The organism is Polaromonas sp. P1_E11, assembly GCF_056405995.1.
In genome coordinates, this window is the sequence record NZ_JBFUBA010000001.1 from 274,145 (window position 1) to 297,585 (window position 23,441).

Below are 23,441 nucleotides of genomic sequence, written 5' to 3' on the forward strand. Positions count from 1 at the left end.
CGGTCGCGGACTGCTCAGGCCCTGGTGCTGCAGCACGGATCGGCTTCGGGCGCGGGCGTGAATGCGGACGCAGCTTCGTAGCGGTCGTGGTGGCGCACCCAGTCCATCTTGTAAAACCCGTCATGCTCGCTTCGCCCCTTGGGCGTGAGGTCCAGCATGTTGTAGGTGCCCATCATTACCTCCACACCGCGCCCGTAGGTCGAATAGGTGTGGAAAACTTCGCCTGCGTCATCCTTGTAGAACAGGCTGATGCCGGGCGCTTCCTCCGCCGGGAATTCGGTCATGCCGTAGTTGTAGTTGACGGTGCCGTTGACCCTTTCCTCGGGCTTGAAGCTCACGTGGAAGTCGTAGTTGAAGTCGCTGCTGTTCGAAGAAACCCATTTGAAGTTCCAGCCCATGCGGCGGCGAAAACGCTCGATCTCGGGCAGCGTGGCGCGCGAGACGGCCACAAAACTCACGTCGCGGTGCTCCAGGTGGATCTGCATACCAGCGGTGTGGTCGGCCATGTAAGAGCAGCTCGGGCAGCCCTGCTCCCAGCCCGGGCCGAACATGAAGTGCTGCACCATCAGCTGGCGGCGCCCTCCGAACAGGTCGGCAAGCGAGCGTTTGCCTTCGGGCGTGTCGAAGACGTAGTTTTTTTCGACGCGGACCCACGGGAGCGCACGGCGCTCGCCGGCTATCCGGTCGCGCAGGCGTGTCAGTTCTTTCTCCTGGGCCAGCAGCGTCTTGCGCTCGGCCAGCCATTTGTCTCTGGACACAACGGAGTGCTTCATGGCGGATGTTTCGGTCATGGTGGTATTCATGGTGTTCTCCTGGGTTAAACGGGCGGGTGATTCAGTGGATAAGCGGCAGGCGGTCTGGGATCAGGCAACGGCCGGTTGTTCACGGCGCATCGCCGTCTGCACGGCGGGCCGGGCCGCGATGCGTGCCTGAAACGCCAGCAGGTTCGGGAAGGCCGACAGGTCCAGCTTGACGAACTCCGCCCAGCGCGTGACCACAAACAAATAGGCATCGGTCACTGTGAAACGGTCACCCAGCAGGAACGTCGTGCGGCCAAGCGCGGCTTCCAGCAGGCGATAGTGTTTGTGCAGGTGGGCCATGCGTGCGCTGCGAACCTCATCGCTGCAGGCCGGGTTGAACAGCGGCATGTAGCCTTGGTGCAGCTCTGAATTGATGTACCCCAGCATCTCCTGCAGGCGATAGCGCGCCATGCTGCCGCTGGCGGGTGCCAGCTGCGCGTCAGGCTTCAGGTCGGCAAGGTATTGCACAACGGCGGGGCCTTCCGTCAGCAGGGTGCCGTCGTCCAGCCGGAGCACGGGCACCAGGCCTTTGGGGTTGATGGCGAGAAAGTCTTCGCCGTGCTCGGTGCGCTTGGCGACCACGTCGACCTTCACGAGTTCGATGGCAAGGCCCAACTCATTGGCCACGATGTGCGGCGACAAAGAACAGGCGGACGGGCTGTAGTAAAGCTTCATGGTTTTCTCCTTGGCTCGGTGAGCCGTTTACTTGGGTTTGCGTTGCGTGGGTCAATGCGCTGCCCGACCCGTGCTGGTAACAGGTGCGCTCGTTATCGGTCCTGGTGACCGAATGGGGTTGTCAGCGCAAGGGGGCTACACCTTGCGCTGTGTTCTATGCGGCCCTTGCCGCTTTTTCTGCTTTAGGCCGCCGAACGGCTCGGACTTTTCCGCTCTTGCCGCCGCCCGCATAGAAGAGGTCTGCGCCGTCGGATTCCAGTCCGCTGACGCCGGTGCCTTTCGGCATTTCCAGCCGCTCGAGCACGGCGCCGCTCTTCGGGTCGATGCGGCGGATCTCGCTGTCATCGCCCTCCCAGGTGCCGTGCCAGAGTTCGCCGTCCACCCACGTCACGCCAGTGACGAAGCGGTTCGATTCAATCGTGCGCTGGATGGCGCCAGTCTTCGGGTCAACCTGGTGGATCTTGCGGTCGCGGTACTGGCCCACCCACAGGCTGCCTTCGGCCCAGGTCAGGCCCGAGTCGCTGCCACTGCCGGGCGCCGGGATGGTGGCCACCACTTTGCCCGTGGCCGGGTCGATCTTGTCGATGCGCGTCTCGGCGATCTGGTAGAGGTGTTTGCCGTCGAAGGCGGTACCGGCGTCACCGGCGCATTCCAGCGTGCGCGTTTGTTCGCCACTGGCGGGGTCGAAGGCAACGATTTTTGCGCCGGTGGCGGCCCAGACGCGCTGGCCATCATGCGTGACACCGGCGACGTCGTTGACGCCGGGGAAGCTGTATTCGCGCACGATCTCGGCGGGGCGCGCCTTGGGCTCGGCTTTGCTTTTGAGTGTCTTGCTGCTCATCGTTGCTCCTTAATGCACCGTCCGTCGGCGCCATGGAGTCAACTCTATCCAATCGGCAGCGAAGCGGGGAGTAACAAGATCGTCGTGAATCCCGCCAGCGGCGGCGCCAGCCAGCGCTGAGCCCGTGCCCGGCCCATGGAGCGCACCCGCCCACCGGCTTCCAGATCGGCCAGCGCCCGCTGCACGGTGCGCTGGCTTGCCCCCAAGGCCAGCGCGAGTGCCGAAGTGGACCAGGCCGCGCCGTCCGAGAGCAGCGCCACCAGCGAGGCCTGCTCGCCATCAATGGGCGGTGCCAGCACAGCCACATCGCGCCCGGCCAGCGGCTTCAGGATAAAGCCCCGCTCAGTGGCTTCGATGCTTGCGAGTGTTTTGACCAGCGCTCGCAGGCGGCCAATTTCGACCCTCAGGCGCGCCCTGTGCGTCTCGTCGGGGCGCCTGGTGCGAAAGGCGGATTCGATCAGCGCTTCGCGGCTCACATCACCAGGCCATGCTTCGGCAAGCGAACGTGCCAGCGAGAACAACACCGGCCGGCGCGCCAGCGGCCGCCACTGGTCTACCGCGCCCAGCCCGCGGCGGCAGGCGTCGACCACCAATGCGGCCGAAGCCAGGAGTGCTGAAACCTCGTCAAGGCGCAGCGCCTGCTCTCCGCTAGCCGTGAGGCGCCGGGCGGCGGGCCTGTCAAGCGCAGCGCGCGCTTCGGTGACTTCGGCCATGAGCGCCGGCACCTGCGCACGTTCGGCCGCTGCGTGCGCACGCGCCAGCGCCATCCGCGCGTCGCCGACGCGCAGCGAGCGCAGCGCTAGTTCGGCAGCAGTCAGTTCCGCCACGGCCCGCAGCGAAGGCGGCAAGCCGCGTGCATCCAGCTTCGTCAGCGCCGCTGCGGCCTCATCAAGCCGGCCCAGCAGCAACAGCCGCCGTGCGGTGATGAGCCAGGCCTGCAGCGCATTGGCTGTGTCGGCATGTGCCTCCAGCGTGGCTGCCGCTGCCGCCAGTGCGCGTGGCGAGCCGGCGAAGTCGCGCATGGCCATGGCCACCTCGGCTTCTGCCACCACGCAGCGCGCACGCGCAAGTTCTTCATGGGCGCCAAAGCCGCGCGCGGCGCGTTTCAGGAGCTCGCGGGCGCGCGGGTGCTCACCCAGCTGGGCCATGGCGATGCCGCGCAGGGCCAGCGCCGGGGGATCGTCGCGCAGGGCAACGCGCTTGAGGGCACCGAGCGCATCGCCGGCGGCCAGTGCGCGGGCGGAGGCGGCAATCAGTGAATCCATGCTGACATGGTTATGCGCGTGACAACCGGCGCGCCGGCTGCGCCCCGGCGCGCGGCAGGCTGGCGCTGACCAGCGCCGCGGCCAGCGTGACCAGCCACGAGTAATACACCCACACCAGAAAAGCCAGCAGCGGCGCGAAGGCCCCGTAGATCGTGCGGTAGGTTGGCACGTTGGCCAGGTAAATCGCGAAGCCGTACTTGCCCAGCTCAAAGGCAATACCGGCAAGCAGGCCACCCGCGATCGCATGACTCCACCGCACGACGGTGTTCGGCACGAAGCGGAACAGGCAGGTGAAGCCGATGGCGCTCAGAATGGCGGGCCCCAGGTTAATGGCATGCGGCACCCAGGCAGGCCGCGCGCCCACCAACCCGCTGGAAGCCGCCACCAGATAAGACGCGGCCCACAGGCTGGCACCGATGAGCACCGGCCCCGTGAGCAGCATGCCTGCGTACAAAGCCAGCCGGCGCAGCACGGGGCGCGGTTTCTTCACCTGCCATATGCGATTCAGCGTGTTTTCCATGCTCAGCAGCAGCGTCAGGGCCGACACCAGCAGCAGCGCAAAGCCCACCAGCGTGAGGCCATTGGCATTGCCCGCAAACTGCGCCAGGTGCTTGAGCACCGTCTTGGCGATGCCCTCCGGCAACAGGCCGCGCAGCAGGTGCTCGCGAATTGCGTCACCGGTGGCATGCAGCGCTGGCGTGCGCGCGAACAGCGCGAAGCTCACCGCCAGCATCGGCACCATGGACATCACCATCGTGAAAGTGAGACCGCCCGCCGCCTGGGCGATGCGCTCTTCCCTGCCGCGCTGCAGGAGGCGGGTGATCAGGTTGCCCTGGTTTCGGCTGGTTGCCATGGAATTGGGAGGCTCGTGTCGCGCCGGTCAGGAAATGCCGGTACGTTCAACCCAGCAGGCGGAACAGGCCATAAAGGGACAGCAGCCCTGATGTCACCAGAAGTCCGGTCTTGACCGAGCGGGCACCGACCAATGCGCCGATGACGCTGCAAGCCAGGATGGCGCCGAAGATGTAGGTTGTTTTCATGGCCGCAATGGTAATTCCATTTCCAGATCATCCGTGCACTTTGTCGGCTTCGCTGGCCGTACGTTTGTACTGTCCGCGCTTCGCCTTCGCGTTCACGAGCGATCTGGAAATGGAGTAAGGCCTTCGCCTGACCATCCGTGGCATTTGGGGCCGTTGTGGGTTGAAACCAACTCCCGGCAGGTGATCGATTCAGGGCCTCTTTGCAGCCGCATCACCGGCATGAAACATTCCCGCCGGCCTGACGAAATTTCCGCCTCCCAGATGGTGAATCGTCTGCAGATCGAGGTTGTCGTCGCCGAAGCGCCAGTGCCCCTGCTGGAACACACGTTCATCGGCGGCGGCAGCGACCACCTCCGCAAAGCAGGTGTCGTACGCGTCTTCGGTATGCAGCTCGCGGATCAGGCGGCACTCCAGCCATGCCGCGCAGCCCTCCTCCAGCACGGGCATGCCGAGTACCGGCCCCGTGCGGGCCTTCAAGCCGTAGTGCGCAAACTTGTCGCCCGTGCGGCCGGACTCACTACCGACTGCATGCGTCAAGCCAGCCAGGGCCGTGCACGGAAGGCATATGCCGAAGCCACCGCTGGCGGTGATCAGTTCACGCGTATAGGTTTTCTTGTCGATCACGATGGCGATGCGAGGCGGCGTGAACTCCACGGGCATCGACCAGGCGGCGGCCATCACGTTGCGCGCCGTGCCGTGCGCGCTCGTCACCAAAACCGTTGGGCCGTGATTGATCAGGCGGCTGGCGTGTGCGAGGGCGACTTCCTTGAAGTGTGTCATGTCATTTCTTCCCGGTGCATTTCATGCTGCCGATTATGTTGGGCCCGATGCGTTCAGGGCGGGCTGCTCCCCTCGCCCCTCTTCCTCGCTACTTTCTCGCTACTTCTTCGTGTAGTCTTCCAGCGGCTTGTCGCTCAGGTTGGCCCATGCCGCCCTTGTCAGCTCCGATGCGGGCATGCCTACCTGTGTGTTGTTCGGCGGTATCGGCTGGACAAACCATTTGTCATAGAGCTTTGCCACCTCCCCGCTTTTCGCCATTCTGGCAATGCTGGCGTCCACCGCCTGTTTAAAGGAGGCATCCCCTTTGGGCAGCATGATGGCAATCGGCTCGACGCTCAGGACTTCTTTCAGCACCACATAGTTTTTCGGCTGTTTTGACTGGGAAATCATGGTGGCCAGGATCTGGCCGTCCGCCACGAACGCTTCGGCCCGGTCATTTTCAAGAAGCAGGAAACCTTCGCTGTTGTCCTTGCCATAAACCTCCTTGAAGTCGACGCCCGCCGCGCGTTCGTGCTTGCGGATAAGCTGGACGGCTGTAGCGCCAGATGTGGCGGACACCGTCCTGTTGGCAAGCTGGGACAGGCTGGTGATTCCGGTCCTGGTTTTGGTGGCGACCCGGACTTCTTCAATATAGAGCGTCGGTGCGAAGGCAACATCCTTTTGACGTGCGGCGTTGTTCGTCGTTGTCCCGCACTCCAGGTCTACCGTGCCGTTTTGGACCAGAGGGATCCGGTTTTGCGCGGTGACGGACTGAAAGCGCACGTCCAGCTTCGCCAGGCCCAGCTGCTTCTGGATATCCGCGATCACCCTTTTGCAGATGTCCACATGAAACCCCGTGTATTCGCCTGCGCCCAGCGTATAGGACATGGCGCCGGAGGCTTCACGGACGCCCATGGTGACGGCTGCCGTCTCCTTGATCTTCTTGAGCGTGTCGATTGGCTGCGCGGTGGCCGCAGCCCCCGCCAGGAAGAACGCTGCGGCAATGCCCGAACAGGCTACCAATTTCATCATCATGCTTCCTTCACTTGGCAAACAGGCTGTCGAGCGTGGCGAAGGCTTTGAACTCGATGGCGTTTCCGGACGGGTCGAGGAAGAACATGGTGGCCTGTTCACCGGGCTCACCCTTGAAGCGGACGTAGGGTTCGATGACGAACTGCGTGCCCGCTGCTTTCAACCGGGCCGCCAGGACATCCCACTCGCCGAGGGACAGGATCGCGCCAAAGTGGCGAACCGGGACGTTGTGGCCGTCAACGGCGCTGGTCTGGCGGTGGCCGCACTCGTCGGGCGCCAGGTGCGCCACGATCTGGTGGCCGTAGAAGTTGAAGTCGACCCATTCGCTGGAGCTGCGGCCTTCGGGACAGCCCAGTAATTCACCGTAAAACCGGCGTGCGACAGCGAGGTCGTGGACAGGGAACGCCAGATGAAATGGCGGAAGCGCTTTGGCGGGAGTGGTTGCGTTTGGCGTGGTCATCGAAAGCCTCTTTGAGTCGTGGAAGCCGCACTTTAGGTCGATTGATGCACTTTGAAAAACGATATATATTCAACCTGAGAATCAATAATTTCGATGAATTAATGGAAAACCCATGTGATTACCGAGCTGAAAACCTTGATCGCGGTGGTGCGTTACGGCGGCTTTTCCGCCGCCGGCGGCCAGATTGGACTGACCCAGTCCGCCGTGAGCAGCCAGATCCAGCGGCTGGAAGAATCCCTCGGGCTGGCGCTCTTTGACCGGACACGGCGTTCCGCAGTGCTCAACGAAGAGGGTGCCAGGGTGCTCGCGCGTGCCGAAGAGATTGTTCTGCTGTTCTCAAAGCTGGGCGATGCGGGCACCGATGACGAGCTTGCCAGCACCTTGCGGATCGGCGCCATTGCCTCTGTTCAGTCTTCGGTGCTTCCCCGAGCACTGGCGGCGCTGAGGAAAGAAAACCCGAAACTGCTCGTCCACATTGCTCCCGGCGTGTCCATGAAGCTGATGGACCAGCTCGACAGCGCTGAGATCGACGCGGCGGTGATGATCCGGCCCCCGTTCGGCATCCTGCCGGAAATGACCTGGCAAACCTTGATGTACGAACCCTTCAAGTTGCTCGTGCGCAAGGAAACCAAAGGGCGGGACTGGCGCGCATTGCTCCAGTCGCAGCCTTTTTTGCGCTACGAGCGCACGTCTTTCGGTGGGCGTCTGGTAACCCGGTTCCTGCGCGAGAACAAACTGGCGGTGCAGGACTCCATCGAGCTTGACGAGATCACGGGTCTGATGAACCTTGTCGCCGAAGGCCTGGGAGTTGCGCTGGTGCCGATGGTGGAGGCCTACCTGCCCATGCCACCGGGTGTGCGCGCAATCTCCCTGGGCGAAAAGACCTTTTACCGCGAGATCGGCATCCTGCGCAAAGGCATGAGTGCACGCCGGCGCGTCACGCAGGCCCTGGAAAGATGTCTTCGCCAGGCCCTGTCGCCGTCTGTTCCATAAAGTTTTTTGCCATCAAGATCGGCAGCGCTTGTGACACCCGGGAATGCGGCCGGAGGCTCATCACCGTCGTGCCAGATGCCCTCCAGATGGTCATCGGCCGTGACCCCGGTTGGACTCCATCCAGCTGGCCAGTGCGGCTTCATAGGTAGCCGAGGCACTTGCAAGCCGAAATTCGGCACTGGCTGACCCGGCGCGCCCGGCAACAAAGCCTTGCCATCCGTCGCCGTCTTCTGCCTCATAGATGCATAGATCGAAGTCGCCCGGTGGGGGACTGTCACCCAACATAAGGATGGTCGCGTCGTGCACCTTGTGAACCTTCATAGAGGGGCATTAGGCCACGAAACACCCTGCGCACGTGAACTGCAAACGTTGTGACGGCCCGGCAATGTGCCCGCAGGTAAATATTACCCAGCCCCAAAGAAAAAAGGCTTCAAAACCGAAGTTCCGAAGCCTTTTATGCTGTTCTCAACGTAACGCCGAGAGAGCGGGTTGGCAACGGCATCTCTGCCGTTGAGGGGGTTTGCAGGGCTTAGTAGCCGCCGCGACCACCACCGCCGCCGTAGCCGCCGCCACCGCCGGAACGGTCGCCGCCGCCACCGTAGCCGCCACCACCGCCGCCGCCGAAGCCGCCGCTACGTGGAGGACGTGCTTCCATTGGACGGGCTTCATTCACGGTGATGCTGCGGCCGCCGAGCGACTGGCCGTTCATGCCGGAAATTGCAGCTTGTGCTTCGGCATCGTTGCCCATTTCGACAAAGCCAAAACCTTTGGAGCGACCGGTGTCGCGTTCCATCATGACTTTGGCGCTGGAGACAGAGCCGTATTGGCCGAAAGATTGTTGCAGGTCTTCGTCGCGGACCGTGTATGGCAGATTGCCGACGTAAAGTTTATTGCCCATGGGGACTCCTCAAAAATACATAAAACAAAAGCGATGGGGTCCCGAAAGCACAACAAACCTAAAAAGTACCGCCGTAGCGCGCGAAACTGACCGATCACCTAACCTGTGCGAATGCAATGGCAGCCGCACCTCCCGATTATGCGTGAGGAAACGCGGTGGCACCAGCATTCTTGTGCCTATAAGCGCAGCATTTGTCAAATCAGGTGCCCATTCCCTCGGTTAAACAGCGGAAATGACCGAAAAGACGCCATTACCGCGGATGTATGACCATGGACAGACCCGTGCAACCGGCCGGGCAGTCGGACGGCCCGGACTGCGTTGCGCCAAGGACGGGAAGATCAACGGCCCGCCACACGCTCCCCTTTGTCATTGACAACCTGTTCACCGTCTTCCTTGCTGAACGCACCCCGCTGTGGCGTGGGCAGGATGTCCAGCACGGCTTCTGAAGGCCGGCACAGGCGCGTGCCTAACGGCGTAACGACGATGGGCCGGTTGATCAGGATGGGATGGGCCAGCATCGTGTCGATCAGGGCTTCGTCGGCCAGCGTGGCATCGTCCAGGCCGAGATCCTTGTAGACGGATTCCTTTTCCCGGATTACCTCTCGCAGCGGCACTGCCATTTGCGCAACCAGCTCCCGCAGCTTCTCACGCGTTGGCGGGGTTTTCAGGTATTCGATGACCTCGGGTTCGATGCCGGCATTCCGGATCAGCGCCAGCACATTGCGCGACGTGCCGCATTGGGGGTTGTGGTAAATCGTGACGGCGGAAGGCATAAGTTCACTCCTGAAAAAGGGATTGGTTGCATCGATTCAATATTTCAATTATATTTGAATTATGGAAACATTAATCCAAAACCTTGATTTTCCGCCGCTTGAGGAAGGTTCTGCCGTGAAGGCCCTGGCAGCGCTGGCGCAGGCCCAGCGCCTGCGTGCGTTCCGCGCCCTCGTCGTCGCCGGGCCTGAGGGGTTGACGCCGGGCACGATGGCCGAGCAGCTGAGCGTAGCGCCCAGCGCGCTGTCTTTTCACCTCAAGGAGCTCTCTCACGCCGGCCTCGTCAGCAGCGAAGCACGCGGGCGCAACCTGATCTACCGCGCCAACTTCGGGCAAATGAATGCGCTGCTGGGCTACCTGACGGAGCACTGCTGTGAAGGCGGCGCTTGCGAAGTAGCCACCAAGGCGGATTGCAGCAACTGCTGAACACCCTACGCGATTGCACGCCACCACCTCCATCACGCACAGATCCAAGCCAACACAACCACCCAAGGAGAGCCCCATGAAACGCTTCCATGTCCACGTCCACGTGAAAGATCTCGAGCAGAACATCGCCTTTTACTCGGCCATGTTTGACCAGCAGCCTGCCCGCACCGAGGTCGACTATGCCAAGTGGATGCTCAGCGACCCACCGGTCAACTTTGCCATCTCTACCCGGGGAAATGCGCCCGGCGTGGACCATCTGGGCATTCAGGTCGACAGGCCCGAAGAGCTGCAGGCCCTGAAAGCCAGTGCCACCCGCGCCGACATGACGCTGCTGGACGAAGGCCCCACCACCTGCTGCTACGCCCGCAGCGACAAATACTGGCTCACCGACCCGCAGGGCATCGCCTGGGAGCAGTTCCATACGCTGGACAGCATTCCAGTGTTCAGCGAAGCCAAGCCCGCCGCCGGCAAGGCCTGCTGCGCCGCGCCCGCTGGCGCAGCTTCCAGCACAAAAGCGGCGTGCTGTTAAGCCCTGCCGTAGCGGAGGCATCCCGCTCCCCTGACGCGCCCTCGCTCGCGCGTCAGGCGCTGGCGGAATTCGTCGGCACCACCGCCCTGCTCTGCGCCGTCATCGGCTCGGGCATCATGGCCGAGCGCTTGAGCGGCGGCAACATGGGTGTGGCCCTGCTGGCCAACACACTGGCCACCGTGTGGGCGCTGTACGTGCTGATCGAGCTGCTCGGGCCGGTTAGTGGCGCGCACTTCAATCCGCTGGTCACCCTTGTTATGTGGTCAAAAGGCCCTGCGACCCATAAGAAACGGGCGCAAGCAGCTATTCTTTTTATAGCATTCCAGTTGTTGGGCGCCGTAGCGGGGGCCTGGCTGGCTCACGCCATGTTTGACATGAGCGTGCTGCAGTTCAGCACCAAACTGCGCAGCGGCTGGGGCCAGTGGCTGGCCGAAGCGGTGGCCACGGGCGGATTGATTTTTGTCGTGCTGCGTGCCCCTGCGGCCAAAGCGCCGGCGCTGGTCGCCTGCTACATCGGCGCAGCGTACTGGTTCACCGCCAGCACCTCGTTTGCCAACCCGGCCGCCGTGCTGGGACGCATGTTGTCAGACAGTTTTGCCGGCATCGCGCCCGCTAGTGCAGCGGGCTTTGTGGCTGCCCAGGCTGCCGGTGCGTTGGCCGGCGTGGCCCTGCACCATGCGCTCGGCCGGCAGCAGGCCGTGGGCCAAGGCTGAAACGCAGGCGGCGAATCAAGGCACCGCGTCCGTCCTTGGTACCCTTGTGGCTGTGACACCGAAAAACCGTTCTGCCACCGTCGTCCAGCTGGGCATCGCACAAACGCTGGCATGGGCCTCCAGCTACTACCTGCCGGCAATTCTGGCGGTGCCCATGGCACGCGACCTCGGCGTCGACACGCCCACCGTGTTTGCCGCCTTTTCTGCCGCACTGGTGGTCTCCGCATTGCTGGGCCCGGCTGCGGGCAAGGCCATTGACCAGCATGGCGGAAGGCCGGTGCTGGCCGCGAACAGCCTGATTTTTGCCGCTGGCCTGCTGGTACTGGCCCTGGCACAGGGGCCGGTGGGCCTGTTTGCCGGCTGGGTGATTCTGGGCGTGGCCATGGCCGCGGGCCTGTATGAAGCGGCCTTTGCCGCGCTGGTGCACCTGTACGGCAAAGACGCTCGCGGCGCCATCACCGGAATCACCCTGTTTGCCGGTTTTGCCAGCACGGTGGGCTGGCCCTTGTCGACCTGGCTGGAGCTTGAATGGGGCTGGCGCGCGGCCTGTCTGGCCTGGGCCGCGCTGCACTTGCTGGTGGGGCTGCCGCTGAACTGGTGGCTTCCGGCTTCGCCCGCGGCAGGCATTACCACCCAGGCTCCTTCAGGCGCAAGCCCGCCCGATGCCCTGGCGCCCGCCGCTGCGTCCGCACCATCCACATCCACCTCTTCTCTCACCTCTTCCGCCTCCAGCAGTACCCGCACCGCAGTCCTGCTGGCGCTGGTGTTTGCCGTCACCTGGTTCATCAGCACGGCCATGGCCGCACACCTGCCGCGGCTGTTGCAAGCCCACGGTGTGCCACTGGCCACAGCACTGGTGTTTGCCGGGCTGGTCGGCCCCGCGCAGGTCGCCGGCAGGCTGCTCGAATACGGACTGCTGCGCAACATCCACCCGCTCGTGTCAGCGCGAGTGGCCGGCAGCCTGCACACGCTGGGCGCGCTGGTGTTCCTGTTTTCTGGCATCCCGGCAGGGGCGGTGTTCACCGTGCTGCACGGCGCCGGCAATGGCGTGCTGACGATTGCCAAAGGCACGCTGCCGCTGGTGCTGTTTGGCGTGCGCGACTATGGCGCCCGGCAGGGCCTGTTGATGGTACCGGCCCGCTTTGCACAAGCAACAGCACCCTGGTTGTTTGGGCTGGCCCTAGACCGTTTTGGAAGCGGTGCGCTGTGGTTCTCAGCGGCGCTCGGGTTGGTGGCGTTTGCGGCGCTGTTGATGCTGAGGGACGCTTCTCACGCGAAGCCCTAGGCACCGCAATTGACGTGCGATCTGCCAGGCACCATTCCTCTGCCAGCCCGCACGTCACGTCGAGTGACGCCTGGCAAGTTACTCAGCCGTCTCGCCTGAATCCTTGATCACCTTTCCCCAGCGCACCATTTCCGCCTGAACGTAAGCCTTGTGGCCGGCTGCGCTGAGCCTGGAATCGGTCACAAGACGCAAGCCCAGCGCTTCCTGACGCTTGATCAGGTCCGGGTCCTTGAGGGCTTCACGCACTGCGGCATTCAGCCTGGCCAGAACCTCTGGCGGCGTGCCATGCGGGGCATACACGCCATGCCAGACCGTGACATTGAAGTCCGGAAGGCCGGCCTCGGCCAGTGTCGGCGTTTGAGCCAGTGAGGGCAGGTTCAGGCGCTCTTTGCTGCTGACGCCGTACACCTTGACTTTTTTACCCTCAATTTGCGGCACCGCGTTGGTCGCCTGTTCGCACATCAGGTCTACCTGCCCACCTATCAGGTCTGTCATGGCTGGGGCCGTTCCCTTGTAGGGGACCGCTACCATTTTGGACTTGAGCGCACTTTGCAACATCAAACCGCAAAGGTGCGAAGCCGACCCGACACCCGCGTTGGCCAGATTCACCCGGCCATCGGAATCTGCGACCCATTTGCGCAGTTCGGCCAGGTTGTTGGCCGCGAGTGTCGTGCGGCCAATCAGTACCGAAGGCGCTTCGTTGATCAGGCCCAGGTACTCGAAGTCCTTCAGGGTGTCATAGGGCAATTTTTTATAGAGGGCCGGCGCAGTGGCAAGGCCGATGTGATGCACCAGTAGCGTGTAGCCGTCGGCCTTGGCTCGCGCAACGCGCGCCGCACCGATGGTCCCGCCGGCGCCGGCAGTGTTGTCAACGATGACGGTCTGGCCCAGCGGCTTGCGCAGCGCTTCAGCCAGGTCGCGGGCAATTTTGTCGCTCGGTCCGCCGGCGGCGAAGGGCACCACCAGCGTCACCGGCTTGTCCGGGTACTGCGCCCAAACTGCCGACACTGCCGACAGGCTCAGCAGCGCCGGAACCAGAACCCGTTTGAACACCAACTTATTGTCTTTCATGCTTTGTCTCCTTTTGTAGTCGCGAACAGAATCAGGCGGAAAGGGCTTGCATCTGGGCGTAAAGGTCTGCCTTGCCCTCAAAACCAATACCAGGCAATTCGGGCAAGGTTACATGGCCGTTGATCACCTTCACGCCATCGGGGAAACCGCCGTAGGGCTGGAAAAGGTCGGGGTAGCTTTCATTCCCGCCCAGGCCGAGTCCGGCAGCAATGTTGAGGGACATCTGGTGCCCGCCGTGGGGAATGCAGCGCGAAGGCGACCACCCGAACTGCTTGAGAACTTCAAGCGTGCGCAGGTATTCAACAAGGCCATAAGACAGTGCGCAGTCGAACTGCAGCCAGTCACGGTCAGGTCGCATCCCGCCATGGCGCAGGAGGTTGCGGGCGTCCTGGTGCGAGAACAGGTTCTCACCGGTTGCCATGGAACCGGGGTAGAACTCTGAAATCGCCGCCTGCAAGGCGTAGTCGAGCGGGTCCCCGATCTCTTCGTACCAGAACAGCGGAAATTCGCGGAGCATCTTGGCGTACGCAATGCCGGTTTCCAGGTCGAAACGGCCGTTCGCATCCACCGCAAGCCGGGCCTGTGAACCGATCTCCTTCAACACCGCCTCGATGCGCGCCCGGTCTTCGTCAATGGAAGCGCCACCGATCTTCATCTTGACGACGTTGTAGCCGCGATCGAGGTAGCTGCGCATCTCGGCGCAGAGCGCTTCGTTACCCTTTCCCGGGTAGTAATAACCGCCGGCGGCGTAGACAAAGACTCGCGGATTCGCCTCGCGCCCATTGCGTTCAGCCAGCATACGGAACAGGGGTTTGCCCTCGATCTTGGCGACCGCATCCCATACAGCCATATCAATGGTTCCCACGGCAACAGAGCGTTCGCCATGCCCACCCGGTTTCTCGTTGCTCATGGCGGCCGACCAGACCTTGGCAGGGTCGATGTTCGTGCCTTTGGCGTCAATCAGGCTTTCGGGCGCCGCGTCAAGGATGCGGTCCAGGAAACGCTCGCGGATAAGCCCGCCCTGTCCATAACGGCCGTTGGAATTAAACCCGTAGCCCACGACCGGCTTGCCGTCCCGGATCACGTCCGTGATCACTGCCACCAGGCTCAAGGTCATCTTGCTGAAGTCGATGTACGCGTTGCGGATGGGTGAACTGATGGGCAGGGTCTTCTCTCTGATTTCAACGATTTTCATGGGCTGGCTCTATGACAGGTTGTGGTGAGGATCGTTATGATCGCGAAGGCTGCCGCATTTGACCAATGCTGTTTTTCTTCTCTTCAATGCTTTCAAAGCACTGGGCATGAATTTTTCCTGGCTCGAAGACTTTTCTGCGCTGGCTATCACGGGCAATTTCTCCCGTGCTGCCGAAGAGCGCCACATGACGCAGCCTGCTTTCGGGCGCCGGGTGCGCGCCCTGGAAGAATGGATCGGCGCAGAACTTTTCGACAGGAGCTCACAGCCCGTCCGTTTGACGGAAGCTGGCCAGTGGTTCCAGGGCATTGCCGAGGATTTGAAGGCTCAGGTGGCCCGCGTTCCGGGCGAGGCCCGGATCATCGCCGAGGCAAGCACACATTCCCTGCGGTTTGCGGCAACCCATGCTCTGTCGTTTACCTTCATGCCGGGTTGGCTGCGGAGTTTTGAAGCGCACACCATGGCCGGAACGATACACCTGGAGTCGGACGTGCTGGCGCGGTGCGAGGCGCTGATGGAGCAAAGCAAGGTGCAGTTTGTGGTGTGCCACGCCCACCCTGACGCTCCCGGGCGTCTTGAGTCCGGCGGTTTTCTCTCCATCCAGATTGGCGCTGACAGTCTCGTGCCGGTGACGGCCGTTGATGCCTCCGGCCAACCCCTGCACAGGCTGCAAGCGTGCAAGGCGCCGGTATCTCTTCTTGGCTACAGTGCCGAATCCGGGCTTGGCCGCATCTTGCGCGAAACAAGGTTTGAAGCCATGGAGAATGTCCTCACACAAACGGTGTTCACCGCGCACCTGGCCTCGGTGTTGAGAACCATGGTCCTTGAAGGCCGGGGCGTCGCATGGCTGCCGCAAACCTTGGTTCATGACGACCTGGCAACGGGTCGTGTGGTCGAGGCGGGTGTGCCTGCGTTACGCGTCCCCCTTGAAATCAAACTCTTCCGGTCCCGCAACTCCATGGGGCGAGCCGCGGAGGCGCTTTGGGATGCGGTGACGAAGCCGGTCGGCGGTGCCAGTTGACGCGTGCCTCTAGCTCCCGCTCTTAGCCTGCTGAGGAAGTTTTGTTGAACCAGATCGGGGCGTCAAAGTGTGCTCAATCCAGCCACTTCTGGAAAAACTGCGCCTGGCCCATGGCCGGATCCAGCTGGTAGCCGGCAAAGCCGATGCGTTCATAAAGCTTGATGGCGCTGCGGTTTCCCTGCAGCACCTCCAGCGTCAGTTTGCAGGCGCCGCGTTCGCGTGAAATCTCGTCCACCATCGCAAGCATCTTCTCGCCGATACGCTGGCCACGGTGGCCGGGCAGCACGGCCACGTCATGGATGTTGACGAGCGGGCGGCAGGCAAAGGTGGAAAAACCTTCAATGCAATTGACGAGGCCGACAGCCTTGTCGCCGCTGAAGGCCAGCACGCTGAAGGCATGCGGGCGTTTGGCGAGTTCACTGACGAGATTGTCTTTGGCGAAATCGCTGAGCGGCTTGCCGCCGCCGGCCGGGTCTTGCGCATAGGCGTCGAGCAATTGCACGACAGCGGCGGCATGCACGGGGTTTTGATAATCGGCGCGGCAAACCTGCAGCGGGCTTTCGGAAGGGTTGGAGGATTCGGTCACGCGATGCGCTTTCAGTGCAGACAATCGGGTGATTCTAAAGACGGCGCACAAAGAAAGAGCGCAAAACCGGGATTTAAAGCCAGTACAACTCTTTGGCGTTGCCGCCCATGACGGCCGCCTGGCTCGCTACGTCGAGCGGCGCAAGCAATTGTTGCGTCTCGCCCCACCACTGCGCATAACTTCCGGCCAGCTCCAGCACCGGCCAGTCGCTGCCCCACACCACACGCCGCGCACCAAAACTTTTGAGCACGCGCTTGCCCCAGCGCGTGACAGCGCCGGCAGCCGGCTTCGGCCCGGCCTCGGTCATCAGCCCCGACAGTTTGCAGTAGGCCTGTGTCTCACCGGCAATGCGCAGCATGTCGTCGGCCCAGGGCTGCCATTGGCCCGCAGCGATGTCGGGTTTGGCGGCATGGTCTATCACCATGCGCAAATCCGGGTGCCGGCGCGCCAGTGTCACGATATGCGGCAGGTGCGCAGGCTTGACCAGCGCATCGAACACCAGGCCGCATTCCACCATCGCCTGCAGGGCCGGCGCCAGCGCAGGCTGCAATATCCATTGTGTATCGGCAATGTCCTGCAGCATCGGGCGCAGTCCCTTGAGCCGGGGGTGGCGGGCCAGCGCCGCTATGCGGGCAGGTGCGTCGGGCGACAGCATGTCCACCCAGCCGACCACACCCAGCACACCGGGGCTCGCATCGGCCTGGGCCAGCAAAAAATGTGTTTCGGCTTCAGTGGCTGCGGCCTGCACCAGCACGCCGCCCCGCACACCCAATGGCGCAGACTGCGCCTGCCAGTCCTTCACGGCCACATCGCGGTAGATCGGCGCCAGTTCCGGTGTCAGCCAGCCGTAGTCATCGCGCGCCAGCTGCCAGCAATGAAAGTGCGCGTCGATCACCGGAAACGATGTCATGGTGTCAGCACCTCGGCGGGCAGCAGGCCCTGCGTGCGCAGCGCAGTCCAGAACTCCGGCGGGATGGGGTGCGCCATCATGGCCACCGCGTCCGTCCATTCGCTGACTTTGCGGGCACCCAGCATGAGGCTGTGCACAGCCGGGTGTGCCAGCGGAAACTGCAGTGCGGCGGCGCGCAGTGGCACACCATGCGCTTCACAAACCGCTTCAATTTTCGCCGTCCGCTCCAGCCATTCGCGTGGGGCCGGCGCGTAGTTGAAAGTTGCAGCACCGCCTCGCGTCCCGGTGGCAAGAATGCCCGAGTTGAATGCCCCGCCCAGCGCGATGCGCACGCCGCGCGCCAGGCACTGCGGCAGCAAAACGGGCAGCGCACTGTGGTCCAGCAGGCTGTAACGGCCTGCCAGCATCAGCACATCCAGATCGGCTTCGCGCAACACGTCCAGTACGACGTCGACATCATTGGTGCCCAGCCCGATGGCACGCACGAGGCCTTCACGCTTCAATTGCTGCAGCGCCGGCAGCGTTTCATCGATCAGCTGGCGCAGCACGGCCCCCGCGTTGGCGCCATGGGTTTGGGCGTCCGGATCGTGAATGTAGACGCTGTCGAGCCGGGACATGCCCAGCCGCTGGAGGCTGTCTTCCACGCTGCGGCGCGTACCCCCAGCGCTGAAGTCCCAATGCTGGTTAAAAGGCAGGATGTCGACATAGCCGTGCTGGGCCTTCGCGGCATGCCCGTCAGGTGTCAGGATGCGGCCGACCTTGCTGGACAGGGTGAAACTGTCCCGCGGCCGCGAGCGCAGTGCGTCGCCCATCCGCCGCTCCGACAGCCCATGGCCGTAATGCGGTGCGGTGTCAAAACTGCGGCAGCCGCCGGCCCAGGCAGCATCCACCAGCGCCTTCGCCTCTTCGTTGCTGACGGCCGAAAACAGGTTCCCCAGCGGCGCGCCGCCGAGCCCGAGCCGAAGGGATGTAGGACTGGAAGAGGTGGAAGTCATTTCAACATGCCGGCAAAGCCGCAGTTCCGGGTAAACACCAATAAAAGTTCAGCAATGTTATAGCTAACATGTCAGTTATCCAACCCGGAGAAACCCGCGGACTGAAAAGCCGGGCGGATCTGGGCTATTGCCTATCACTACCTCAGCCCCAACGCATGCTCAAGAATATTCCGCCACTGTTGATCCCTGACGCACTGCATGGACTCTGCAGCATGGGCCATGGGGATGACGTCGCCATCGTGGACGCCAACTTTCCAGCCGCTGCCGTGGCGGCCCGGGGGGGCGCCCGGCTGGTGCAGCTGGCGGGCGTCACGTCGCCGCAGGCGCTGCAGGCCGTGCTGCAACTTCTGCCGCTGGACAACTACGTGCGCGACGTTGCCTGGACAATGCAGGTGGTGGGTGATGCCGGCGCTGTGCCCGCCCCTGTCGCCGAATTTTCCGCGCTGCTGGCCCAGGCGGCCGAGCGGCCAGCCGCCACGCTGGAACGGTTTGAGTTTTATGCGCGCACCGAAGCGGCCTTCCTGATCCTGCAGACGGGCGAGCAGCGCAAGTACGGCAACATCCTGCTGCGCAAGGGCGTCATATCCAGCGACGCGGGCTGACCGACCCATGAGCAGTACGGCGCAAGCGCCCCACAGCCCGCCCATCAGCCTGCGCGCGCAGGCCTATGAGAGCTTTCAGCAGCAAATCGTTGATGCCAACATTCGCCCCGGGCAGTTTGTTTCGCAGCGCGAACTGATGCAGCTGCTGGGTATGCCGCTGGGTGCCGTGCGTGAGCTCATTCCCCGCCTGGAGGCCGAGGGCCTGCTCAAGACCGTGCCGCAGCGCGGCCTGCAGGTCGCCCACGTGGACCTCAAATTGATCAACAACGCCTTTCAGCTGCGCCGCCTGCTGGAGCGCGAGGCCGCCACCCGCTTTGTCACCACCGTGTCCGACGCCGACCTCGCAGCCATCGAGCAGGCGCACCTGAACATCGTCAAGCGTGCGCGGAAAAAAGCCATTGACGACAGCCTGCTCAAGGACGCCACCGCGGTGGACTGGGGCCTGCATGACCTGATGATCGACGCACTCGGCAACGAGCTGATCTCCGAGGTCTACCGCATCAACAGCCTGCGCGTGCGACTGATCAAGCTCGAAGGCTCGACCCTTTCACCCGACGTGCTGATTCCAGCCATGGAAGAGCACCTCTGGTTTATCGACGCCCTCAAGCGGCGCGACGCGCCTGCCGTGATCGAACGCCTGAGCCACCACATTGAAAGCGCGCACCGACGTGTGCTAGGACTGCCGCGGCCCGATATGCCGTGGTCTTTGGAGACCCCTGAATGACGAGTTCTTTCCCCGCCGCCGAAAAATCGTTTCGCGGTATCTGGCCCGCCCTGCTGACGCCACTCACGGCCGACCTGAACATTGACCACGCAAAATTCGCAGCCCATTGCAAGGCGCTGATCGCGAGCGGTTGCCCCGGTGTGACCGCTTTCGGCACCACTGGCGAAGGACCGTCTTTTTCCCTGGCCGAACGCAAGGAAGCCATTGACCAGCTCATCAAAAATGGCATTCCGGCCGCGCAGATCATGGTGTCGACCAGCTGCGCCGCCCTGCCCGAAACGCTGGAGCTGACGCGCCACGCCGTCAAGGCGGGGGTGCACGGCTGCCTGATGCTGCCGCCGTTTTTCCTCAAGGGCGTGTCTGACCAGGGCATCATCGACAGCTACCGCTATGTGATCGACGGCATGGCCGGCACACCCTTCAAGCTATACCTGTACCACATCCCCCAGGTCACGGGCGTTCCGCTGTCACACCATGTGATCAGCACGCTCAAGAAGCAGTACCCGGACACCATCGTGGGCATCAAGGACAGCGCCTGCACCACCGCACATTCGGTCGGCCTGTCCGAAGCCTTCATGAAAGACATCACGGTCTACGTCGGTTTTGAACCCGACCTGCCGGAGATGGGCCGCCGCGGCAGCACCGGCGCCATCAGCGGCCTGGCCAATTTCATGCCGCGGCTGGTCAAGCGACTGGTCACAGAGCCCGACGCCCCCAGCACGCCCACCGAGCGGGAACGCGTTGTCGAGCTCATCGGCATGCTGGGCCCCTATTCACTGATGCCCGCACTCAAGGGGATCATGGCCATGCTGAGCGGCGACAAGACCTGGCTGCGCGTGCGCGCACCGCTGGTGGCTTTGACGCCCGACGAATACACGGCACTGGAAAAAACCATCAGCGCCTTCGGGATTAATACAAAATCCGAGTGACGCCACGCCGGGCTGGTCCCGGTACGGTTTCGATAATTTCACGCGACTTAACGACAAAGTAAGGAGACAACATGACAGCTTCCCTCAAAGGTATTTTCCGCCGCAGCCTGCTGGGCACCGCTTCCGCCGTGCTGCTGATGGGCGCCCTGCTGCCCGCCGCACAGGCACAGAACAAGGTCGTGCTGCGCGTTTCCACGCCGGCCGTGCCGGATGACTGGCACGCCAAGATGTGGACCGTCTTCAAGGAGAACCTTGAAAAAAGCGCGCCCGGCGAGTTCGATGTGCAGATCAACCTGAATGCATCGCTCTTCAAGCAGGGCACCGAGCCCGCGGCCATGGCGCGCGGCAATCTTGAGTTGTCGTCGATCTCTGCTTTTGACATCGCCAAGCTGGTTCCCGAGTTCTCGATCTTCACGGCCGGCTACATCGTGCGCGACCCGGACCACCAGCAAAAGGTGTTCAACGGCCCCATCGGCACCGAGATGTTCAAGCTGGTCTCCGAAAAAATGGAAGTGACGCCGCTGTCCACCGTGTACCTCGGCACACGCCAGGTCAACCTGCGTGAGGCCCGCAACGTCAAGGTTCCCGCCGACCTCAAGGGTGTGAAGCTGCGCATGCCAGGCTCCAAGGAATGGCTGTTCCTGGGTGAGGCACTGGGCGCCACGCCCACACCGCTGGCCTTTGGCGAGGTTTACCTGGGCCTGAAGACCGGCACCATCGACGGCCAGGACAACCCCCTGCCCTCCGTGCGCGCGGCGAAGTTCTATGAAGTGACCAAGCAGATCGTGCTGACCAGCCACCTGGTGGACGGGATCTTCATCGCGATTTCGAATAAGGCTTACAACGCCATGAATGCGGCGCAGAAAACCAAGGTCAAGGCCGCTGCACAGGCTGCCTCCGCCTACAACAATGAAAACCGCATCAAGGAAGAAGGCCAGCTCGTCGAATTCTTCAAGAAGGAAGGCCTGACCGTTACAACGCCGGATGTGGACGCTTTCCGCAAGACGGTGCAGACGACTTACCAGAACTCCGAGTACGCCAAGGCCTGGCCCAAAGGCTTGCTTGAGCGCATCAACAGCACGAAGTAATTCCTGCAGAGCGCCCTGAAAACAACCATGAAAAGCTGGCTCCAAAAAACCGCCAATCTGATTGGTGGCGGACTCTTCCTGACGCTGTTCATCGTGTTCGTGATCCAGATCACGGCGCGGTTTTTCTTCAACAAGCCGCTGGCCTGGACGGATGAAGCGGCCGTGATCCTCTATGTCTGGGTCATCCTGTGGGCTGCCGCCGTGGTGGTGCCCGAGCGCGAGCACGTGGTGTTCGACCTGGTCTGGAACAACATGCCCTACCGCGGCCGGCAAGCCATGGCGATTACCGGCAACCTGCTGGTGGGCGGCCTGGCGGCTTGGGGCATTCCGGGCTGCTGGGACTACGTGCACTTCATGGCCCGCGAAGGAACGCCCGTGCTGGGCGTGTCTTTCCAATGGGTCTTTATGCCTTTTGTGCTGCTGCTCGCCGCTCTGGCGGTGCGCTCGGCCTGGGCGATCTGGAACGCGATCCGGGGCAAGGGTCTTGAAGCGGAGCTGCGGATATGACAAGCGCTATCTGGGTATTGGTTGGGGTGCTGGCGGGCGGCATGTTGCTGCGCATGCCCATCGGTTTTTCGATGATCGCGGCGGGCATCGGCTACCTTGCAGTCAAGGGCCAGGACATCGGCCTGGTGGCCGAGCAAATCGGCAACGGCCTTTACAACAGCTACGTGCTGCTGGCGGTGCCGCTTTTTGTGTTCGCCGCCAACATCATGAACGCAGGCACGGTCAGTGAACGGATCTTTGACTTCTGCCGCATCCTGGTGGGCCGCTTTCGCGGCGGCCTGGCGCAGGTGGACATTTTGGTCAGCGTGATTTTCTCGGGCATGAGCGGCAGCGCGATCGCCGACGCGGCCGGTCCCGGCCTGGTCACGATTCGCCAGATGCTGAAAAAACCGGAATACACGCGCGGCTTTGCCGGCGCGGTGGTGGTGGCCAGCGCCACGCTGGGCCCCATCATCCCGCCGTCTATCCCCATGGTGATTTACGCACTGGTGTCGGGCGCTTCGGTCGGCGCGCTCTTCCTGGGCGGCGTGGTGCCGGGCTTCCTGATGGCCGGGCTGATGATGGGCGTGGTCGCGGTCATTGCGAAAAAGCGCAACATGCCACGCGACGAACCTGTGCCACGCTCGGAATGGGCCGGCCTGATCTTTCGTGGTGCGCTGCCGTTGTCGATGCCCATCGTACTGTTGGGCGGCATTTACTCCGGCATCTTCACGCCGACCGAAGCCGCTGCCGTGGCCGCGCTGCATGCATTGATCCTGGCGGCGCTGGTGTTCCGCGCATTGACGTGGCGCAGCTTCTGGGTCGTGGTGATGGAGTCCACACGCGCCAGCGCGGTGATCACCATGATCCTGGCCGGCTCCTTCATGCTCAACTACGCCTTCACCGCCGAAGGCGTGCCGCAGGCCATGGCCGCGTGGGTCGACAGCATGCACTTCTCGCAGATCGGCTTTTTGCTGATGGTCAACGTCATGTTCCTGGTGCTGGGCTGCTTCCTCGATGTGTCGGTGCTGCTGCTGGTGTTTGTGCCCATGCTGCTACCGGCGGCCAAGCTGCTGGGCGTGGACCTGGTGCACTTCGGCGTGCTGGTGGTGCTCAACATGATGATCGGCCTGATCCACCCGCCTTTCGGCATGCTGCTGTTCGTGACCAAGGCCCTTACCGGCATCCCGATCGGCGAAATGATGAAGGAAGGCTGGCCTTTCCTTGTCATGCTGCTGCTGCTGTTGCTGGCCATGACTTGCTTTCCGCAGATCGTGCTGTGGCTGCCGCAAACCATGGGTTATGGCGGGAAATAATGACTCCCTCCCGAAGCGCCTGCGGCGCCTCCCC

Annotated in this window: 29 protein-coding genes; 12 read left to right on the forward strand and 17 right to left on the reverse strand. The window is 62.9% G+C overall.

Annotated features, from left to right (window positions below; translation table 11 throughout):
• Positions 1–14: 14 nt before the first annotated feature.
• From AC1D11_RS01350 to AC1D11_RS01390, 9 genes are all read right to left on the reverse strand, one after another.
• A complete protein-coding gene (locus AC1D11_RS01350; RefSeq protein ID WP_477648833.1) occupies positions 15–803 on the reverse strand; it encodes a DUF899 domain-containing protein in 789 nt (262 codons plus the stop codon).
• Positions 804–863: 60 nt separating this feature from the next.
• Positions 864–1,475 carry a glutathione transferase GstA gene (gene gstA / locus AC1D11_RS01355; RefSeq protein ID WP_477648832.1) on the reverse strand — a complete coding sequence of 204 codons (612 nt, stop codon included), beginning with the start codon at positions 1,473–1,475 and terminating at the stop codon, positions 864–866.
• Between the two features lie 154 nt (positions 1,476–1,629).
• Positions 1,630–2,316: a Vgb family protein gene (locus AC1D11_RS01360; RefSeq protein WP_477648831.1), complete on the reverse strand. Its 687-nt coding sequence runs from the start codon at positions 2,314–2,316 to the stop codon at positions 1,630–1,632.
• 44 nt (positions 2,317–2,360) lie between these two features.
• The gene (locus AC1D11_RS01365; protein ID WP_477648830.1) at positions 2,361–3,581 is read right to left on the reverse strand and encodes a helix-turn-helix domain-containing protein; all 1,221 of its coding nucleotides are present in this window, start codon (positions 3,579–3,581) and stop codon (positions 2,361–2,363) included.
• Between the two features lie 10 nt (positions 3,582–3,591).
• Entirely contained in the window at positions 3,592–4,434 is an 843-nt protein-coding gene (locus AC1D11_RS01370) for a YhjD/YihY/BrkB family envelope integrity protein (protein WP_477648829.1), read from the reverse strand.
• Between the two features lie 46 nt (positions 4,435–4,480).
• Complete coding sequence (locus AC1D11_RS01375) at positions 4,481–4,621, reverse strand: hypothetical protein (RefSeq protein ID WP_477648828.1); 141 nt, start codon at positions 4,619–4,621, stop codon at positions 4,481–4,483.
• 189 nt (positions 4,622–4,810) lie between these two features.
• Positions 4,811–5,401 (reverse strand): flavin reductase family protein, encoded by a 591-nt coding sequence (locus tag AC1D11_RS01380; protein ID WP_477648827.1) that lies wholly within the window; start codon positions 5,399–5,401, stop codon positions 4,811–4,813.
• A 99-nt stretch (positions 5,402–5,500) separates the two neighbouring features.
• On the reverse strand, positions 5,501–6,415 hold the full coding sequence (locus tag AC1D11_RS01385) for an amino acid ABC transporter substrate-binding protein (RefSeq protein ID WP_477648826.1): 915 nt from the start codon (positions 6,413–6,415) through the stop codon (positions 5,501–5,503).
• Positions 6,416–6,422: 7 nt separating this feature from the next.
• The gene (locus AC1D11_RS01390; RefSeq protein ID WP_477648825.1) at positions 6,423–6,872 is read right to left on the reverse strand and encodes a VOC family protein; all 450 of its coding nucleotides are present in this window, start codon (positions 6,870–6,872) and stop codon (positions 6,423–6,425) included.
• 114 nt (positions 6,873–6,986) lie between these two features.
• On the opposite strand from AC1D11_RS01390, the gene AC1D11_RS01395 reads away from it, so the two are divergent.
• Positions 6,987–7,865, forward strand: coding sequence for a LysR family transcriptional regulator (locus AC1D11_RS01395; RefSeq protein WP_477648824.1), 879 nt, complete (start codon positions 6,987–6,989; stop codon positions 7,863–7,865).
• 90 nt (positions 7,866–7,955) lie between these two features.
• Here the strand turns inward: AC1D11_RS01395 and AC1D11_RS01400 are convergent, their stop codons facing one another.
• The 3 genes from AC1D11_RS01400 to arsC all read right to left on the reverse strand — a co-directional run bounded on the left by AC1D11_RS01400 (position 7,956) and on the right by arsC (position 9,536).
• The gene (locus AC1D11_RS01400) at positions 7,956–8,186 is read right to left on the reverse strand and encodes a hypothetical protein (protein ID WP_457278690.1); all 231 of its coding nucleotides are present in this window, start codon (positions 8,184–8,186) and stop codon (positions 7,956–7,958) included.
• 208 nt (positions 8,187–8,394) lie between these two features.
• The gene (locus AC1D11_RS01405; protein WP_477648823.1) at positions 8,395–8,763 is read right to left on the reverse strand and encodes an RNA recognition motif domain-containing protein; all 369 of its coding nucleotides are present in this window, start codon (positions 8,761–8,763) and stop codon (positions 8,395–8,397) included.
• A 338-nt stretch (positions 8,764–9,101) separates the two neighbouring features.
• A complete protein-coding gene (arsC, locus tag AC1D11_RS01410) occupies positions 9,102–9,536 on the reverse strand; it encodes an arsenate reductase (glutaredoxin) (protein WP_477648822.1) in 435 nt (144 codons plus the stop codon).
• A 61-nt stretch (positions 9,537–9,597) separates the two neighbouring features.
• Here arsC and AC1D11_RS01415 point away from each other — a divergent pair, with 61 nt between their 5' ends.
• The 4 genes from AC1D11_RS01415 to AC1D11_RS01430 all read left to right on the forward strand — a co-directional run bounded on the left by AC1D11_RS01415 (position 9,598) and on the right by AC1D11_RS01430 (position 12,487).
• Positions 9,598–9,960: an ArsR/SmtB family transcription factor gene (locus AC1D11_RS01415; RefSeq protein ID WP_477648821.1), complete on the forward strand. Its 363-nt coding sequence runs from the start codon at positions 9,598–9,600 to the stop codon at positions 9,958–9,960.
• A 76-nt stretch (positions 9,961–10,036) separates the two neighbouring features.
• Positions 10,037–10,489, forward strand: a complete 453-nt coding sequence (locus AC1D11_RS01420) for an ArsI/CadI family heavy metal resistance metalloenzyme (protein ID WP_477648820.1) — start codon at positions 10,037–10,039, stop codon at positions 10,487–10,489.
• Positions 10,490–10,548: 59 nt separating this feature from the next.
• Positions 10,549–11,202: an aquaporin gene (locus AC1D11_RS01425; RefSeq protein ID WP_477648861.1), complete on the forward strand. Its 654-nt coding sequence runs from the start codon at positions 10,549–10,551 to the stop codon at positions 11,200–11,202.
• A gap of 52 nt (positions 11,203–11,254) precedes the next feature.
• On the forward strand, positions 11,255–12,487 hold the full coding sequence (locus AC1D11_RS01430; RefSeq protein ID WP_477648819.1) for an MFS transporter: 1,233 nt from the start codon (positions 11,255–11,257) through the stop codon (positions 12,485–12,487).
• Positions 12,488–12,565: 78 nt separating this feature from the next.
• Here the strand turns inward: AC1D11_RS01430 and AC1D11_RS01435 are convergent, their stop codons facing one another.
• Both AC1D11_RS01435 and AC1D11_RS01440 read right to left on the reverse strand, forming a co-directional pair.
• Positions 12,566–13,558 (reverse strand): tripartite tricarboxylate transporter substrate-binding protein, encoded by a 993-nt coding sequence (locus tag AC1D11_RS01435; protein ID WP_477648818.1) that lies wholly within the window; start codon positions 13,556–13,558, stop codon positions 12,566–12,568.
• Between the two features lie 31 nt (positions 13,559–13,589).
• On the reverse strand, positions 13,590–14,753 hold the full coding sequence (locus tag AC1D11_RS01440) for a mandelate racemase/muconate lactonizing enzyme family protein (protein WP_477648817.1): 1,164 nt from the start codon (positions 14,751–14,753) through the stop codon (positions 13,590–13,592).
• A 106-nt stretch (positions 14,754–14,859) separates the two neighbouring features.
• Between AC1D11_RS01440 and AC1D11_RS01445 the strand changes: the two genes are divergently transcribed.
• Positions 14,860–15,771 carry a LysR substrate-binding domain-containing protein gene (locus AC1D11_RS01445; protein WP_477650891.1) on the forward strand — a complete coding sequence of 304 codons (912 nt, stop codon included), beginning with the start codon at positions 14,860–14,862 and terminating at the stop codon, positions 15,769–15,771.
• A gap of 73 nt (positions 15,772–15,844) precedes the next feature.
• Here AC1D11_RS01445 and AC1D11_RS01450 read toward each other — a convergent pair whose 3' ends face one another.
• Genes AC1D11_RS01450 through AC1D11_RS01460 form a run of 3 tightly spaced genes read right to left on the reverse strand, consistent with a single transcriptional unit; the run spans position 15,845 to position 18,262 of the window.
• Positions 15,845–16,372, reverse strand: a complete 528-nt coding sequence (locus AC1D11_RS01450) for a GNAT family N-acetyltransferase (RefSeq protein WP_477650924.1) — start codon at positions 16,370–16,372, stop codon at positions 15,845–15,847.
• A 58-nt stretch (positions 16,373–16,430) separates the two neighbouring features.
• Entirely contained in the window at positions 16,431–17,267 is an 837-nt protein-coding gene (locus AC1D11_RS01455; RefSeq protein ID WP_477648814.1) for an amidohydrolase family protein, read from the reverse strand.
• Entirely contained in the window at positions 17,264–18,262 is a 999-nt protein-coding gene (locus tag AC1D11_RS01460) for an aldo/keto reductase (RefSeq protein ID WP_477648813.1), read from the reverse strand. Before AC1D11_RS01460 ends, AC1D11_RS01455 begins: the two co-directional genes overlap by 4 nt.
• A 155-nt stretch (positions 18,263–18,417) precedes the next feature.
• Here AC1D11_RS01460 and AC1D11_RS01465 point away from each other — a divergent pair, with 155 nt between their 5' ends.
• The 6 genes from AC1D11_RS01465 to AC1D11_RS01490 all read left to right on the forward strand — a co-directional run bounded on the left by AC1D11_RS01465 (position 18,418) and on the right by AC1D11_RS01490 (position 23,407).
• Positions 18,418–18,864, forward strand: a complete 447-nt coding sequence (locus AC1D11_RS01465) for an RbsD/FucU family protein (RefSeq protein WP_477648812.1) — start codon at positions 18,418–18,420, stop codon at positions 18,862–18,864.
• A gap of 7 nt (positions 18,865–18,871) precedes the next feature.
• A complete protein-coding gene (locus AC1D11_RS01470) occupies positions 18,872–19,588 on the forward strand; it encodes a GntR family transcriptional regulator (protein ID WP_477648811.1) in 717 nt (238 codons plus the stop codon).
• Positions 19,585–20,517 carry a dihydrodipicolinate synthase family protein gene (locus AC1D11_RS01475; RefSeq protein WP_477650890.1) on the forward strand — a complete coding sequence of 311 codons (933 nt, stop codon included), beginning with the start codon at positions 19,585–19,587 and terminating at the stop codon, positions 20,515–20,517. Before AC1D11_RS01470 ends, AC1D11_RS01475 begins: the two co-directional genes overlap by 4 nt.
• Before the next feature lie 71 nt (positions 20,518–20,588).
• The gene (locus tag AC1D11_RS01480; protein ID WP_477648809.1) at positions 20,589–21,605 is read left to right on the forward strand and encodes a sialic acid TRAP transporter substrate-binding protein SiaP; all 1,017 of its coding nucleotides are present in this window, start codon (positions 20,589–20,591) and stop codon (positions 21,603–21,605) included.
• Between the two features lie 27 nt (positions 21,606–21,632).
• Positions 21,633–22,112, forward strand: a complete 480-nt coding sequence (locus tag AC1D11_RS01485; protein ID WP_477648808.1) for a TRAP transporter small permease — start codon at positions 21,633–21,635, stop codon at positions 22,110–22,112.
• Positions 22,109–23,407 (forward strand): TRAP transporter large permease, encoded by a 1,299-nt coding sequence (locus AC1D11_RS01490; RefSeq protein ID WP_477648807.1) that lies wholly within the window; start codon positions 22,109–22,111, stop codon positions 23,405–23,407. The genes AC1D11_RS01485 and AC1D11_RS01490 overlap by 4 nt, the downstream gene beginning before the upstream one ends.
• Positions 23,408–23,441 lie beyond the last annotated feature (34 nt).

What these genes read in the sequence shown, in the direction of transcription:
- AC1D11_RS01350 (WP_477648833.1), bottom strand. Translation starts at nt 803, where the DNA reads ATGAATACCACCATGACCGAAACATCCGCCATGAAGCACTCCGTTGTG.
- gstA (WP_477648832.1), bottom strand. Translation starts at nt 1,475, where the DNA reads ATGAAGCTTTACTACAGCCCGTCCGCCTGTTCTTTGTCGCCGCACATC.
- AC1D11_RS01360 (WP_477648831.1), bottom strand. Translation starts at nt 2,316, where the DNA reads ATGAGCAGCAAGACACTCAAAAGCAAAGCCGAGCCCAAGGCGCGCCCC.
- AC1D11_RS01365 (WP_477648830.1), bottom strand. Translation starts at nt 3,581, where the DNA reads ATGGATTCACTGATTGCCGCCTCCGCCCGCGCACTGGCCGCCGGCGAT.
- AC1D11_RS01370 (WP_477648829.1), bottom strand. Translation starts at nt 4,434, where the DNA reads ATGGCAACCAGCCGAAACCAGGGCAACCTGATCACCCGCCTCCTGCAG.
- AC1D11_RS01375 (WP_477648828.1), bottom strand. Translation starts at nt 4,621, where the DNA reads ATGAAAACAACCTACATCTTCGGCGCCATCCTGGCTTGCAGCGTCATC.
- AC1D11_RS01380 (WP_477648827.1), bottom strand. Translation starts at nt 5,401, where the DNA reads ATGACACACTTCAAGGAAGTCGCCCTCGCACACGCCAGCCGCCTGATC.
- AC1D11_RS01385 (WP_477648826.1), bottom strand. Translation starts at nt 6,415, where the DNA reads ATGATGATGAAATTGGTAGCCTGTTCGGGCATTGCCGCAGCGTTCTTC.
- AC1D11_RS01390 (WP_477648825.1), bottom strand. Translation starts at nt 6,872, where the DNA reads ATGACCACGCCAAACGCAACCACTCCCGCCAAAGCGCTTCCGCCATTT.
- AC1D11_RS01400 (WP_457278690.1), bottom strand. Translation starts at nt 8,186, where the DNA reads ATGAAGGTTCACAAGGTGCACGACGCGACCATCCTTATGTTGGGTGAC.
- AC1D11_RS01405 (WP_477648823.1), bottom strand. Translation starts at nt 8,763, where the DNA reads ATGGGCAATAAACTTTACGTCGGCAATCTGCCATACACGGTCCGCGAC.
- arsC (WP_477648822.1), bottom strand. Translation starts at nt 9,536, where the DNA reads ATGCCTTCCGCCGTCACGATTTACCACAACCCCCAATGCGGCACGTCG.
- AC1D11_RS01415 (WP_477648821.1), top strand. Translation starts at nt 9,598, where the DNA reads ATGGAAACATTAATCCAAAACCTTGATTTTCCGCCGCTTGAGGAAGGT.
- AC1D11_RS01420 (WP_477648820.1), top strand. Translation starts at nt 10,037, where the DNA reads ATGAAACGCTTCCATGTCCACGTCCACGTGAAAGATCTCGAGCAGAAC.
- AC1D11_RS01435 (WP_477648818.1), bottom strand. Translation starts at nt 13,558, where the DNA reads ATGAAAGACAATAAGTTGGTGTTCAAACGGGTTCTGGTTCCGGCGCTG.
- AC1D11_RS01440 (WP_477648817.1), bottom strand. Translation starts at nt 14,753, where the DNA reads ATGAAAATCGTTGAAATCAGAGAGAAGACCCTGCCCATCAGTTCACCC.
- AC1D11_RS01445 (WP_477650891.1), top strand. Translation starts at nt 14,860, where the DNA reads ATGAATTTTTCCTGGCTCGAAGACTTTTCTGCGCTGGCTATCACGGGC.
- AC1D11_RS01455 (WP_477648814.1), bottom strand. Translation starts at nt 17,267, where the DNA reads ATGACATCGTTTCCGGTGATCGACGCGCACTTTCATTGCTGGCAGCTG.
- AC1D11_RS01460 (WP_477648813.1), bottom strand. Translation starts at nt 18,262, where the DNA reads ATGACTTCCACCTCTTCCAGTCCTACATCCCTTCGGCTCGGGCTCGGC.
- AC1D11_RS01465 (WP_477648812.1), top strand. Translation starts at nt 18,418, where the DNA reads ATGCTCAAGAATATTCCGCCACTGTTGATCCCTGACGCACTGCATGGA.
- AC1D11_RS01470 (WP_477648811.1), top strand. Translation starts at nt 18,872, where the DNA reads ATGAGCAGTACGGCGCAAGCGCCCCACAGCCCGCCCATCAGCCTGCGC.
- AC1D11_RS01475 (WP_477650890.1), top strand. Translation starts at nt 19,585, where the DNA reads ATGACGAGTTCTTTCCCCGCCGCCGAAAAATCGTTTCGCGGTATCTGG.
- AC1D11_RS01480 (WP_477648809.1), top strand. Translation starts at nt 20,589, where the DNA reads ATGACAGCTTCCCTCAAAGGTATTTTCCGCCGCAGCCTGCTGGGCACC.
- AC1D11_RS01485 (WP_477648808.1), top strand. Translation starts at nt 21,633, where the DNA reads ATGAAAAGCTGGCTCCAAAAAACCGCCAATCTGATTGGTGGCGGACTC.
- AC1D11_RS01490 (WP_477648807.1), top strand. Translation starts at nt 22,109, where the DNA reads ATGACAAGCGCTATCTGGGTATTGGTTGGGGTGCTGGCGGGCGGCATG.